Origin of the sequence: Salinispora cortesiana, from assembly GCF_000484695.1 — a bacterium.
GTDB lineage: Bacteria > Actinomycetota > Actinomycetes > Mycobacteriales > Micromonosporaceae > Micromonospora > Micromonospora cortesiana.
In genome coordinates this window covers 1-13743 of the sequence record NZ_AXVR01000082.1, presented here as the reverse complement: position 1 = coordinate 13743, position 13743 = coordinate 1, and the positions used below count along the sequence as shown (strand labels likewise).

The window sequence follows — 13743 nt, the reverse complement described above, 5'->3', positions numbered from 1 at the left end:
GGGGGGGGGACCAGATGGGTCACGTCAATCACCCGGGCGGTGGGCGCCAGCCGGGCAAGAACCCCATGGCAGGCGGCCACGAAGCCATCGGTGAGGCCGTAGTCGGTGGTGAAGGAGATCCAGGGCGTCGGCGCCATGGCCGGAAGGCTAGCGGAGCCGGCCGACCGGTCATCCCCGCAGCCGGAGCCCGCGGGGGGTGGCCCGGAACCCAGCGGCCGTCAACGCCTCATGCAGCGGTGACGAGCGCACCGCCTCGCCGTCGGCCCGTTCGACGGAGATCGTCCCGAGGGCTCCCCCCTGTACGGCGTCGGCCAGCGCCCTACCGGCGGTCGCCAGCATGTCGTTGTCGTCGGTGAAGGAGAGCAGCGTCCGGCCGCCCCGCTCGACGTAGAGGACCAGATCGCCGGAGACCAGTACCACCAGGGCGCCGGCCTTGCGGCCAGCCCGGTGTCCGGTCGGGGCGGCACCGCCGTCCCCGGAGTCGACCACCCGTTCCGGCCAGGGCAGCGCCGCGCCGTACGGGTTGGCGGGGTCGGTCGCGGCGAGGACTCGGGCGAGGCCCGCACGAACCCGCCCACCGTCGGCCGGGTCGGCCAGCGCGCGCAGTCGGTCGACCGCTCCGGGTACGGCGAACTGGGCGGCCCCCAGCCCTTCCACGAAGTATCCGCGACGGGTGGCACCCCGCTCTTCCAGCGCGGACAGCACCGGGTAGACGGCAGCGAATCCGCCGGGCACCTGCTCCGCCGCGATCGCTCCCCGAGTCACCACGCCGTGTCGCTCCAGCAGTACGTCGGCGAGGGCCGCAGCCCGGCGGGTCGGGTCGGTGTCCCGCTCCGGCAGGCGCGACCAGCGGCCGGCGACTGTGGGTGGGCCGCTGCGTGACGGCAGGGCGACGCGGCCGGGTCGCCGGTAGCGGGCACGGGGTGCGGCCGGGCGGGACCGGTGCGCCCCGCGACCGGCCAGCAGGGCTCGCAACGGGGCGAGCGTGTCGTTGGTCAGGTGACCGGCCCACACCAGATCCCAGACGACGGCGGCGAGTGCGGCGTCGTCGGTGGAGCCCAACCGGTCGGAGAGGGCGCGGAAGAACAGCGCCTGTCCATCGTCGAGGGCGTCGAGCACCGCGTCGTGCAACGGGGTACGGGTCAGTGCCGCATCCGGCGGGGGAAGCAGCAGCGGGGCGGTGTCCGCGTACGCGAGCACGACCCAGCCGTCCCCGCCGGAGATCGCCCCGGAACCAGCCCACACCACCTCGCCGCTGGTGCACAGCTCGTCGAGCTGGGCGGGGGAGTAGTCGGCGATCCGGGCCGGCAGCACCAGCCGCTCCAGGGCGGACCCGGGCAGGGCCAGCCCCTGCACCTGCTCCAGGACCGCGGCCAGCGCCGGCACCCCCCGCCCCGCCGCACCGACCTGTTGCCAGCGGGGTAAGAAGGCGGCCAGCGCCCGGGGTGGCACCGGCTCGATCTCCCGGCGCAGCGCCGCGAGAGAGCGGCGGCGCAGCATTCGCAGCACCTCGGCGTCGCACCACTGGAGGCCGACCGTGTCGGGGGCGAACTCACCGGCGAGCACCCGGCCGGCGGCGGCGAGCCGGCGTAACGCCCCTTCGACCACCGCCACCCCGAGCCCGAACCGGGCGGCGCAGGTGGCGGCGGTGAACGGCCCGTGTGTGCGGGCATAGCGGGCGATGAGGTCACCGAGCGGGTCGGTCACCGGAGCCAGGTACGCCTCGGCCACGCCGCCGGGCAGCGCCACGCCCAGCGCGTCCCGCAGTCGGGCGGCGTCCTCGATCCCCACCCAGCGTTCCTCGCCGGCGATGCGGACCCGCAGCACCCGGCGGGCGGTCACCAACTCGGTCAACCACTGCGCCGGTGCCCCGCGCTCGGCCAGCTCGGTGGTGCTGAGGTCGCCGACCACCCGCAGCAACTCGACCACGTCCTCGGCGTCGCGGGGGCGGCGCTGTTCGGTGCGCCAGCGCAGCTGGCGTTCGGTCTCGGTGAGCACCGCCGGGTCGAGTAGCTCCCGCAGGTCGACCCGGCCGAGCAGCTCGCCGAGCAGGGCCGAGTCCAGGGTGAGGGCGGCGGCACGCCGTTCGGCGAGGGGAGCGTCCCCCTCGTAGAGGAACGTCCCGACGTAGCCGAAGAGCAGCGACCGCGCGAACGGCGACGGCTGCGCCGTCTCCACCTCGACCAGGCGTACGGTGCGGGCGGCCAGGTCGCGCATCAGCGCGGCGAGCGCGGGCTGGTCGAAGACATCCTGGAGACATTCCCGAGCGGCTTCCAGGGTGACCGGGAAGTCCGCGTACTCCCGGGCGACGTCGAGGAGTTGGGCGGCCCGCTGCCGTTGCTGCCAGAGCGGCTGCCGGCGGCGCGGATCGCGGCGGGGCAGTAGCAGCGACCGGGCGGCGCACTCGCGGAACCGGGCGGCGAACAGCGCCGACGTGCCCACCGACTCCTCGACCAGCTGGGTGATCTCGTCGGGCTCGAAGACGACCGCCTCCGCGCCCGGCGGCTCCGCGGCGGTGTCGGGCAGGCGGACGACGATCCCGTCGTCGGCGGGGAGTATCTGGGCGTCGACCCCGTATCGCTCGGTGAGCCGGCGGCCGATGGCCAACGCCCACGCGGCGTTGACCTGGGCGCCGAGGACGTTGTGTACGGCGAGCCGCCAGTCACCCAGCTCGTCGCGGAAGCGCTCGACCACCACCGTCCGGTCGTCCGGCAGGGTACGGGTGGCCGCCTGCTGCTCCCGCAGGTACGCCAGCAGGTTCCCGGCTGCCCACTCGTCGAGGCCCCCGGCGCGCAGTGCGGCTATGGCGGTCTCGTCGTCGGACTGCAGCAGCGTGCGGAGGCGGGCGCCGATGGCCCGCCCCAGCTCCACCGGGCGGCCCGGCTGGTCGCCCTTCCAGAAGGGCATCTTGGCTGCCTGGCCCGGGGCGGGGGATACCAGCACCCGGTCTGGGGTGATGTCTTCGATGCGCCAGGACGATGAGCCGAGGAGGAAGACATCGCCGACCCGCGATTCGTAGACCATCTCCTCGTCCAGCTCGCCGACCCGCGCGGCCCGCTCCGCCCCGGCCAGGAAGACGCCGAACAGACCCCGGACGGGGATGGTGCCGCCGCTGGTCACCGCGAGCCGCTGGGCACCGGGTCGGCCGGTGAGCAGGTCGGTGGCGCGGTCCCAGACCAGGCGGGGCCGCAGCTCGGCGAAGGCGGTCGACGGGTAGCGGCCGGAGAGCATGTCGAGCACTGCGTGCAGCGCCGAGTCGGGTAGTTCCGCGAAGGGGGCGGAACGGCGGACCAGGTCGGCCAGGTCGCTGACCTGCCACGGCTCGAGGGCCACCATCGCCACGATGTGCTGGGCCAGCACGTCGAGGGGGTTACGTGGGTGGTGCAGCTCCTCGATCGCGCCGTCGGCCATCCGTTCGGCGACCACCGCGCAGGCGAGCAGGTCTCCTCGGTGCTTGGGGAACACCACCCCCCGGGAGACGGCGCCAACCTGGTGCCCGGCGCGGCCGACTCGCTGGAGCCCGGCGGCCACACTCGGCGGGGCCTCGATCTGTATGACCAGATCGACCGCGCCCATGTCGATGCCCAGTTCCAGGCTGGAGGTGGCGACCACCGCCGGGAGCTGCCCGGACTTGAGTGACTCTTCGATGTGTTCGCGTTCGGTCCGGGAGACGCTGCCGTGGTGGGCGCGGGCGAGCACCGGCGGCGCTCCGGTCCCCGATCCGGCCTGGGCCATCAGCTGGGCGGGCGGTCGGGTGACGTGCCCCGACCCGCCCGGCGGTGCGGTGCCGGGTGTCGCGGTGCCCGGCGCCTCCACACCCGGGGCATTGCCGGCGAACTCCTCGGCGGCCAGTTCGTTGAGCCGGGCACAGAGTCGCTCGGCGGAGCGGCGGGAGTTGGTGAAGACGATGGTCGAGCGGTGCGCTCGGACGAGGGCGTAGACCCGCTCCTCCACCGCCGGCCAGATCGATGTGCGGCGGGGGCCGTCGAGGTCGGGCCCGGACTGCTCCGGCTCGTCGAGGAGGGTCATGTCGGCGACCGGGACCTGGACGCCGAGGTCGATGGTCTTGGCGGCGGGCGGGGCGACCACGTCAACTGGTCGGGCTCCGCCGAGGAAGCGGGCGCAGGCGTCAACCGGCCGGACGGTGGCGGAGAGGCCGATGCGTTGGGCCGCGGTGGGCAGTAGCTCGTCGAGCCGTTCCAACGACAGCGCGAGGTGGGCTCCGCGCTTGGTGCCGGCCACCGCGTGTACCTCGTCGACGATGACCGTCTGCACGCCCCGGAGCGACTCCCGGGCGGCGGAGGTGAGCAGAAGAAACAGCGACTCCGGGGTGGTGATGAGGACGTCCGGCGGGGTTCGGGCGAAGGCGCGGCGCTCGTCGGCGGGGGTGTCGCCGGTGCGCATGCCGACGGTGATCTCGGGCGGGGTCAGGCCCAGCCGGGCGGCGGCCTGCCGGATGCCGGTGAGCGGGGTACGCAGGTTCCGTTCGACATCGACCGCGAGCGCCTTGAGTGGGCTGACGTAGAGCACCCGGCAGCGCTGCCGTGGCTGCGCCGGGGCGGGCTCGCGGGACAGCCGGTCCAGCGACCATAGAAACGCGGCCAGGGTCTTGCCGGAGCCGGTGGGGGCCACGACCAGTGCGTTACGGCCGGCACCGATGGAGCGCCAGGCTCCCTCCTGGGCTGTGGTCGGTGCGGCGAACGCCGCGGCGAACCACTCCCGGGTGGCCGGGCCGAACCCGTCGAGCGCCCCGCCGTCGGCCGTCTCTCTCTCCACACCCCCATCGTGCCCCCACCGTCCGACAGGTACCGGGTGCCGCAGTGTTCTGTCCGGTTGAAGGGTAAAAGCGTTGGATATAACGATGGATGGCTTAAGTCTTACTTAACGGCTTGATTGTGACCCACAACATAAAGTAACTTCACTCGCAATGCGGCGCGAGGTGGAGGGGCGGATGACGGTCGAGAAGACGCCCACGGCCCCGACGGTGAGCAGGCGGGCGGTGCGGGCCGGCACCGATGTGCTCATCCGGAAGGTCGACAGCCACCTCGCCGCTGTCCGCACCGGCCTGACTGGCCCGGAGCTGGAGCTTGCCGAGCGACTCGCCACCGTGTTGCGGGAGTTGGTTGCCTCCACCGCCTGGGCCAGTGCCGCGGACCGGGGTCGAGTGCGCGCGGCTGTGCATTATTTCGTCCTGCGGCGGGAGAGTCAGGGTCGGTTGCTCTCGGTGCGCTCGCTGACCGCCGCCCAGCGGGTCGTCAACCGCGTCGTGCTCGACCTCGGGCGTCCTGACCTGCTGGTCGAGGCTCGTTGGGATCGTCCTGCCGGGAGTCCGCCGCGCTGACTGCCCCGAGGTCGCCACCGCGCTGGTTGCCTTCAGGGTCGTTTCACGTCTTGCCGTACGGGGAGTGTCAGGGCACGCTGATATAGCGAAAGCTGTCAATGTAGTCCCCGATGCGCGGTCGTGCCCACCGGTACGGCCCGCCCCGACCCGGAGGACCCATGAGACCCCGTACCCCTAGACCCCTCTGGCCGGCCGTGCTGGCCGTCGTGGCCGCGACGGCGCTGACCGCCACCGCGGCCGCGGCTGCGCCGGTGCACCCCCACCTCGCACCGTCCTCGACTGCCGTCGACGCCCCGGACATCCCGCTGGCCAACGTGAAGGCCCACCTGACCCAGCTGCAGTCGATCGCCAATGCCAACGGCGGAAACCGGGCGCACGGTCAACCCGGCTACCTGGCCTCGGTGAACTACCTGCGGTCGCAGCTCGACGCGGTCGGCTACACCACCACCGTGCAGTCGTTCACCTACGCCGGTGCGACCGGCTACAACCTGCTCGCCGAATGGCCGGCGGGTGACCCGGACGCCGTGGTCCTGACCGGAGCGCACCTGGACGGCGTCACCAGTGGACCGGGCATCAACGACAACGGGTCCGGCTCGGCGGCCATCCTCGAGGTGGCGCTGGCCGTACCGAGCAGCGGCTTTACCCCGGACCAGCGGCTACGGTTCGCCTGGTGGGGCGCGGAGGAGCTGGGTCTGCGCGGTTCCCGTCACTACGTGAACAGCCTCTCGGCCGCGGAGCGCGACCGGATCAAGCAGTATCTCAACTTCGACATGGTGGGTTCGCCGAACGCCGGCTACTTCGTCTATGACGGCGACGACTCCGACGGGGTGGGTGCCGGCCCCGGACCCGAGGGCTCCGCCGAGATCGAGCAGACCATCCAGGCGTACTACACCTCGATCGGCGTGACGACCCAGGGCACCGACTTCAACGGCCGCAGCGACTACGGGCCGTTCATCGCGGTCGGCATCCCGGCCGGGGGCACGTTCACCGGCGCGGAGGGCATCAAGTCCAGCGCCCAGGCGGCGCTCTGGGGCGGAACGGCGGGACAGGCTTTCGACTCCTGCTACCACCGTTCGTGCGACACCATCGCCAACGTCAACGACACGGCGCTGGACCGCAACGCCGACGCGATCGCGTACACGGTGTGGGAGTTGGCCCAGACGTCCCCGCCGGGTGACACGGTCTGGAGCGACACCTTCGAGACCGCCACCGGCTGGGTCGTGGACCCGGCCGGCACCGACACCGCCACAACCGGGGCCTGGGAGCGCGGTGACCCCGCCACCACCAGCAGTTCCGGGACCACTCTCCAGCTCGGCACCACGGTCAGTGGTAGCTTCGACCTGGTCACCGGCGCGGCTGCGGGCAGCAGTGCGGGCAGTCACGACGTCGACGGTGGGGTCACCACGATCCAGTCCCCGGCGGTCAGCCTGCCGTCCACCGGCACGCTGACCCTCAGCTTCTCCTGGTACCTCGCCCATCTCAGCAACGCCACCAGTGCCGACTACCTGCGAGTCCGGGTGGTGGGCAGCAGTACCGTGACGGCATTGAGTGTCACCGGCACGGCGAGCAACCGGGCCGGGTCCTGGCAGCTAGCCAGCACGGATATATCGGCTCTAAGCGGTCAAACTGTACAAATCCTGATCGACGTGGCGGATGCCAGCAACCCGAGCCTGGTGGAGGCCGCCGTCGACGACGTGCGGATCACCCAGAGCTGACCGTGTGCCGGAAGGGTCCGGGGCACCGAGACCCTTCCGGCACCGCCAGCGTACTTTCAGGTACTCCCGATAAAATGGATGGCATGATCGACTCGTCTGCCCAGGAGGGCAGCAGTAGCGAGCCGGGTTATGCCCGGCTATCCCTGGTCCCGATATCGACGGGAGCCCTGAAGCTCCCGTGTTGATCGTCGTTGGGCTCCTCTTCATCGTTGTCCTCACCGCAGCCACCGGATATTTCGTGGCCCAGGAGTTCGGCTACGTCGCCGTAGATCGGGGCAAGCTCAAGCAGCGGGCCGCCGAAGGCGACAAGGCCTCGGCCCGGGCCCTGGAGGTGACCGGGCGGCTGTCGTTCATGCTCTCCGGCGCCCAGCTCGGCATCACGGTCACCGCGCTGCTGGTCGGCTACGTCGCTGAGCCGTATCTCGGCGCCGGCCTGGCTGACCTGCTCGGGTTGTCCGGGATGTCCGACCGGGTCAGCGGGCCGCTGTCCGTCGCGTTCGCGCTGCTCATCGCCACCATCGTGCAGATGGTGCTGGGTGAGCTGGCACCCAAGAACCTCGCTATCGCCCGCCCCGAGGCGCTCGCTCGGGCGCTCGCCAGTTCCACCCTGATCTACCTCAAGATCGCCGGTCCAGTGATCAAGCTCTTCGACCGGGCTGCCGTCCGGCTGCTGCGCCGGGCGGGGGTGGAACCCGTCGAGGAGTTGCCCAGCGGAGCGACCCTGGAGGATCTGGAGCAGATCATCGCCGAGTCCCGCGAAGGCGGACACCTGACCGCGGAGATGTCCACCCTGCTTGACCGCGGGTTGGACTTCCGTCAGCTCACCGCCGGGGAAGCCATGGTGCCCCGGGTCGACGTGCACACCGTCCGCGCCCACGAGCCGGTCAGCCGCGTCGTCGAGCTACTCGAGACCGGCCGTTCCCGGTTCCCCGTCCAGGGGGCCGAGGGCGTTGACGACGTGATTGGTGTGACCGGCATCGCCGATGTGCTCGGCGTGCCGTTGGAGCGCCGAGCCACCACCCCGGTCGGTACGGTGGCCGTTCCCCCGCTGCTGGTGCCGGAGACCCTGCCGTTGCCGACGGTGCTGGACCGGCTGCGCTCCAGCCATCGGCAGCTCGCCTGCGTGGTTGACGAGTACGGCGGCTTCGCCGGCGTGATCACCTTGGAGGACATCGCCGAGGAGTTGGTGGGGCCGATCCGCGACGAGGATGATCCGCCGGAGCGGATACCGACCCGGCAGCGCGATGGCTCCTGGGTGGTGCCGGCCCGCTGGCGGATCGACGAGGTCGCCGACAGCACCGGCATCTCGCTACCCGTGGCCCCGGAGTACGACACGCTCTCCGGGCTGGTCATGCGGGAGCTGGGCCGGGTACCCGAGGTCGGCGACCAACTGGAGGTCGCCTTGCCGGCAGACGGGGATGAGCCGGCGGCCGGCCCCCGGGCGCTGGTCGAGGTGCTCGTGGTGGACCGGCACGTCGCCGACTCGGTTCGGCTGCGCCTGCAGGAGTCGGAAGGCCAGCCGGAGGTGCGGTCATGAGCGTCAGTGTTGCCCTCACGGCCTCGGTGGTCCTGCTGGCGTTGAATGGCTTCTTCGTCGCCGCCGAGTTCGCCCTCGTGGCGAGCAAGAGCTACCGGCTGGAGCAGGCCGCCGCCGGTGGTGGCCGAGGTGCCCGAGCCGCACTGGACGGCGTACGCGAACTCTCGCTGATGCTGGCTGGCGCGCAGTTGGGCATCACCCTATGCACGCTGGGGCTGGGTGCGCTGGCCGAACCGGCGATCGAGCAGCTACTGAGCCCGCTGCTGTATGCCGTGGGCCTGCCCAGCGCGGCGAGCCACGTGATCGCGTTGATCTTCGCGTTGAGCCTGGTGACCTTCCTGCACCTGGTGGTGGGGGAGATGGCGCCGAAGTCGTGGGCGATCACCGACGCGGAGCGGTCCGCGACGTTGTTGGCGCTGCCGTTCCGCGCCTTCGCCCGGGTTGCTCGGCCGGTGCTGTCGGCACTGAATTCGCTGGCGAACGGCATCCTGCGGCTGGTCAAGGTCCAGCCACAGGATCAGCTGGCCCAGGTGCACGGCCCGGAGGAGCTGCGTCTGCTGCTGGAGCAGTCCCGCGAGCACGGGCTCCTCGGCGCTGAGCAGCACGAGTTGCTGACCAGCATGCTGCAGTTGCAGGGCACTACCGTGGCGCAGGTGATGGAGCCGTTCGATCGGATCGTCACCGTGCGCCGGGACGCGAACGCGGGTCAGATCGAGCAGGTCAGCCGCGACAGCGGGCGGTCCCGCCTGGCGGTGCTCGACGAGGCCGGCGACGTGTGCGGGCTGGTGCACGTACGGGAGGCGGTTCGGGCCGCGGCCAGCCGTCCGACGGCGATGGCCGAGGAGTTGATGACGCCCGCGTTCACCCTGCCCTCGTCCGCCACGGTCACCGAGGCGGTGGCGGCGATGCGGGCCCGGCGTTCACAGCTGGCGTTGGTCCGCAACGGTGGGGGGCCGACCCGTCCGGTCGGCTTCGTCGCGCTGGAGGACCTGCTGGAGGAGGTCATCGGCGAGTTCGACGACGAGACGGACCAGGTTCCTCGGGGACGGCGGTTGCGCTGATCCGGTCTGGGTAACCGGGGCCGGTGCGGTTGACGGGGGTGTCGCCGGAGTCCGGTCGGACGGGGCTGACCGTCCGGACCGCGCTGGCCAACCCAAGTACCCGTCCCGGCCTGCGACTGCCGGGGCGGGTGACCGTCAGCGCCGGCCCGGTTGACGTTCCGGTGCTGCATGTCCGGCTCGGCCTGGTCACGTCGGCCGAGCCGGACGACCCGGAGGAACCCCGGCGGCTGGTGCAGTTCCACCAGGCGGAGATCGCCACCGGGTTCGTCCTGCGCGCGGGGCGGGGCCGCAGTATTCCGTTCTCGTTCCCGATGCCCTGGGAGACCCCGGTAACGGTGGTCGGCGCAGCGCCGCTGCTCAGCCTGCGGATGGGGCTGCGTACCGAGGTGGCGATCGAGCCCGGGCTGGACCAGGGCGCGATGGTGCCGCTCTTCGTGCACCCGTTGATCGCCCAGGCGCACATCCTCACCACCCTGGAGATGCTGGGGTTTAGCCTGCGGCAGGCCGGCTCGATCGCCGCCCGGCTACCCGGCGTCGAGCAGCAGCTCTCGCTGCACCAACGGCTGGGCTACTGGGTCGCGCCGCTGTATGCCGGGCCGATCACCGAGCTGGAGGTGATCTTCATCGCCAACTCCGCCGGTCTCGAAGTGCTCCTCTGGTGCGATCGTCGGCTGGCGTTGGCTGGGATTACCCACCAGAGCATCAGCCGGTTTCGGATCTGGCATGAGGGTGCCGAGCGGCAGGACTGGGTGGCGATCGTGGATGGGTGGCTGCGGAGCACGATCAACCGGCACGCGGCGATGGCGGCGCACGCCGACTGGTCAGCCCCGATCAACGAGTCCGCCCATGTGAGCCGGCCTCCGGATGCGCCACTGCCGCCTGGTTTCGGGCTGGGCGGCACCGCTGGGGGCGCGGGCGTCGGCGGTGGTGGTGGTGGCGATGGCACGTGATCCGGGTGGGGCCGCCGCTGGCGGTGGCGATGGCACGTGACCGGCCGGTTCAGCGGGGCGGGGAACGAGCGGGAAGATCAGCCGCTGGCGGTGGCGAGTTTCAGGCTGAAGCCGAGGAAGAGCGCACCAACCGTGGTCGTACCGCCCACGGCCAGGCGGCGGCGTTGCTGGAACTGGGCGGCCAGGAAGGTGCCGGCGAAGATCAGTACGGTCAGGAAGAGCCCGCTGATGAGCTGCGCGATCAACCCGAGCAGTAGGAACGACAGCGCCGGCCAGGCGTAGTGCGGGTCGACGAACTGGATGAAGAACGAGACGAAGAAGAGGATCGCCTTCGGGTTGAGCAGGCTGATCACCAAAGCCCGACGAAACGGGCTGCGTGATTGGTTGGGGTCGTCGGCGTCGAGCAGCCGCGGTGCGGCCGGGTCGTGGCGGGTCCGCCACCGCTGCCAGGCCCCGCGCAGCATCCCCAGGCCCAGGTAGCCCAGGTAGGCGGCGCCGGCATACTTGATCACCAGGAAGAGCGGCGGGTACGCCTGGAGCAGGGATGCCACCCCGGCGGCGGAGAGGAACATCAGGACTCCGTCGCCCACGAACACCGCACCGGCCGCGCGGTAGCCGGCGGCCACGCCCCGGCGGGCGGCGGTGGAGAGCACGAAGAGCGAGTTGGGTCCGGGCAGCATGATGATGGCCACGGTCCCCAGCACGTACGTCCAGATATCGGTGATCCCCAGCACGCAGGACATCATGCCGGTGCCGAAGCCACCCGGGCGAGCCATTTCCCGGCGCTGAGCTGTGTCGTTTGCCACCGCGAGGGCAGGGCACAGGCAGGGCCCGGGCAGTGCGAACGGTCAGGGTGCCGGGTCGAGTGGCTGGCGGCGGTTGCCAACGATGTCGGCGAGGTTGGTGAGCAGCGCGGCGGTGACGATGCCGATCTCCACGACGAGCGCGTAGCGAAGGGCGGTTGACCAGTGTCCGCCGTTGGCGGTGACCGCGCCGAGCAGGGTTGCGGTGATCACCGCCAGCCCGATCGCGGATCCGACCTGCCGCATGGTGCGGTACATCCCGGCGGCGCTGCCGGCGTCCGGCTTGGGTACCTGCGCAAGAGTCAGGGTGTTGTTCGGTGTGATCACGAGCCCGCTACCGACTCCGGCGAGAAGCAGCGGGAACGCGTTCACGACGGAGAACGTGGTACCGGTAGAGCTGGTGAGGGCGGTCATCAGGGCGAGGCTGGCCATGACGGTGAGCAGCCCGACGGCGATCAGCCGGCGGCCGAGTCGTTTGACGTGTCGGCCGCCGAGCAGCGCGCCCAGCGCGGAACCCACCGCGAAGGGTGCGATCGTGAGGCCGGCATGCAACGGATTGAGGTGGAGACCGTACTGCAGGTGCAGGCTGAAGATCAGCGGTAGCGAGGTGAAACCGGCGTAGTAGAAGAAGCCGAGCAGCAGCCCCAGGCGGTACGTCCGATGGGTGAGCAGGCGAAAGTCGAAGACCGGCGGGTGCCGCCGCGCAGTGGAGGTCTCCCAGGATCGGAAGGCGAAGAGGACGCCGATTCCTGCCGGCACCAATAGCAACGGCAGCAGCCCCTTCCACTGCTCCCGCTGCAGCGCGGGCAGGATCACCAGCATGATTCCGGTGCCCAGCAGCAGCGTGCCGATCAGGTCGGGTCGGTGATCTGTCTGGCCGCTCAGCGGCTTCGCCGGAAACAGCCGCCAGACGAGCACCGCCGCGACGACTCCGATCGGGACGTTGCTGAGAAAGACCAGCCGCCAGCCATGCTCCGCCCCACCGAGCGCAATGATCAGCCCGCCGATCACCGGTCCGATCGCGGTGGCGACGCTGGCCGTGGCACCGAGAAACCCGAACGGGCGACCCCGCTGATCGGGGTGGAACAACTCCTCGACCAGGGCCGTGAGCTGGGGAACGAGGACACCGGCTGCGGCACCCTGCGCGAGCCGGGCGACGACCAGCGCGGTGCCGGAGCCGGCCGTTCCGGCAACTGCGCTGGCCCCGATGAACAACGTGAGGCCGAACAGGAGTGCGTGGCGCCGCCCTCTGGCGTCACCGAGTCGTCCGGCGGGGACGAGTGCGAGCGCGAACATCAGCGAGTAGCCCGAGACGACCCACTGGACAGCGCCGTTGCCGGCACCGAGCGTCCGTTCGATCGAGGGCAGCATCACGTTGATAACGCTCAGATCGAAAAAGCTAAGAAAGGAGACAGCTGCCGCGATGGCGATGATCTGCCGCCGTCCGGTGTGTCCGGCCCCGCCCGGGGCGTGCGACTGCGACATCCACCCCCGCCTGATCTTGAGCCGACTGCTTCGTGCTAATCGAAGGTAATGCGGGATGTCACCAGAAACCGGGGATGTAGCTAAAGATCTTGAACGTCCGGCATCGGCACGTCAGCACCTGTTTGCCGCGTTGTTACCGCTGCGGCCCGCGTTTCGTGGTGGGCGGCCGGCAGGATGAGCGGTGGCTGCGCTGGCATTGGTGCGGATCGCTGATCAGTCTGTTGTCTACCCGAGGAGTTGCTCGTGCGTAGGAAATGGTTGGGTGGGGCGCTGGCCGTGGTGATGGCGGGTGCGGTGGTCGGGGTGGCTCCGACGGTGGCGGGGGCCAGGGCCACGGCCGGGACCACGCCGGTTGCGGGGTCGGTGCTCGCCCAGACTGTCGAGTCGGTGCCCACGCACACCATTGCGCAGGTGCGGGAGCGGTTCCTGCAGCACGGTCCGGGCGCTGAGGTGCTGGTGGTGGCGCACCGTGGGCACTGGCGTGCCGCACCGGAGAACTCGCTGACGGCGATCGATCTTGCGGTTCGGGCGGGCGCGCACGTGGTGGAGATCGATGTGCGGCGTACGGCTGATGGGCATCTGGTGTTGATGTATGACAGCACGGTGGATCGGACGACGGACGGTTCGGGTGCGGTGTCGGAGTTGACGTTGGCCGAGGTGAAGCAGCTGCGGTTGAAAAGGGGTCTGGGTGGGAGTCAGGCGCCGTTGACCGAGGAGCGGGTGCCGACGTTGGCGGAGGCGATGGCGCAGGTGCGGGGCCGCGCCATGGTCAACCTGGACAAGGCGTGGGAGATCCGGGACGAGGCGTACGACGTCCTGGTCGACACCGGCACCCTGGACCACGTTCTGTT

At 71.0% G+C, this 13743-nt stretch carries 10 protein-coding genes; 6 read left to right on the top strand and 4 right to left on the bottom strand.

What is annotated here, in order from left to right; all coding sequences use genetic code 11:
* Both K228_RS27720 and K228_RS0122485 read right to left on the bottom strand, forming a co-directional pair.
* The coding region (locus K228_RS27720) for an SAM-dependent chlorinase/fluorinase (RefSeq protein WP_188116242.1) at positions 1–137 on the bottom strand (137 nt) is incomplete at its 3' end.
* A gap of 31 nt (positions 138–168) precedes the next feature.
* The gene (locus K228_RS0122485; RefSeq protein ID WP_025620440.1) at positions 169–4776 is read right to left on the bottom strand and encodes an ATP-dependent helicase; all 4608 of its coding nucleotides are present in this window, start codon (positions 4774–4776) and stop codon (positions 169–171) included.
* A gap of 175 nt (positions 4777–4951) precedes the next feature.
* On the opposite strand from K228_RS0122485, the gene K228_RS0122480 reads away from it, so the two are divergent.
* The 5 genes from K228_RS0122480 to K228_RS0122460 all read left to right on the top strand — a co-directional run bounded on the left by K228_RS0122480 (position 4952) and on the right by K228_RS0122460 (position 10604).
* Positions 4952–5341, top strand: a complete 390-nt coding sequence (locus K228_RS0122480; RefSeq protein WP_025620439.1) for a hypothetical protein — start codon at positions 4952–4954, stop codon at positions 5339–5341.
* A gap of 158 nt (positions 5342–5499) precedes the next feature.
* A complete protein-coding gene (locus tag K228_RS0122475) occupies positions 5500–7056 on the top strand; it encodes a M20/M25/M40 family metallo-hydrolase (RefSeq protein WP_025620438.1) in 1557 nt (518 codons plus the stop codon).
* Between the two features lie 178 nt (positions 7057–7234).
* Entirely contained in the window at positions 7235–8593 is a 1359-nt protein-coding gene (locus tag K228_RS0122470) for a hemolysin family protein (protein WP_025620437.1), read from the top strand.
* Positions 8590–9654: a hemolysin family protein gene (locus K228_RS0122465; RefSeq protein WP_025620436.1), complete on the top strand. Its 1065-nt coding sequence runs from the start codon at positions 8590–8592 to the stop codon at positions 9652–9654. Before K228_RS0122470 ends, K228_RS0122465 begins: the two co-directional genes overlap by 4 nt.
* A gap of 23 nt (positions 9655–9677) precedes the next feature.
* Entirely contained in the window at positions 9678–10604 is a 927-nt protein-coding gene (locus K228_RS0122460) for a sporulation protein (protein WP_025620435.1), read from the top strand.
* Between the two features lie 77 nt (positions 10605–10681).
* Here the strand turns inward: K228_RS0122460 and leuE are convergent, their stop codons facing one another.
* Complete coding sequence (leuE, locus tag K228_RS0122455) at positions 10682–11350, bottom strand: leucine efflux protein LeuE (protein WP_025620434.1); 669 nt, start codon at positions 11348–11350, stop codon at positions 10682–10684.
* A 102-nt stretch (positions 11351–11452) separates the two neighbouring features.
* A complete protein-coding gene (locus K228_RS0122450; RefSeq protein ID WP_025620433.1) occupies positions 11453–12892 on the bottom strand; it encodes an MFS transporter in 1440 nt (479 codons plus the stop codon).
* 276 nt (positions 12893–13168) lie between these two features.
* Here K228_RS0122450 and K228_RS0122445 point away from each other — a divergent pair.
* The coding region (locus K228_RS0122445; RefSeq protein ID WP_033777276.1) for a glycerophosphodiester phosphodiesterase family protein at positions 13169–13743 on the top strand (575 nt) is incomplete at its 3' end.

Coding starts and splice junctions, on each gene's coding strand:
- K228_RS0122480 (WP_025620439.1), top strand. CDS start 4,952: ATGACGGTCGAGAAGACGCCCACGGCCCCGACGGTGAGCAGGCGGGCG.
- K228_RS0122475 (WP_025620438.1), top strand. CDS start 5,500: ATGAGACCCCGTACCCCTAGACCCCTCTGGCCGGCCGTGCTGGCCGTC.
- K228_RS0122465 (WP_025620436.1), top strand. CDS start 8,590: ATGAGCGTCAGTGTTGCCCTCACGGCCTCGGTGGTCCTGCTGGCGTTG.
- leuE (WP_025620434.1), bottom strand. CDS start 11,350: ATGATGTCCTGCGTGCTGGGGATCACCGATATCTGGACGTACGTGCTG.
- K228_RS0122450 (WP_025620433.1), bottom strand. CDS start 12,892: ATGTCGCAGTCGCACGCCCCGGGCGGGGCCGGACACACCGGACGGCGG.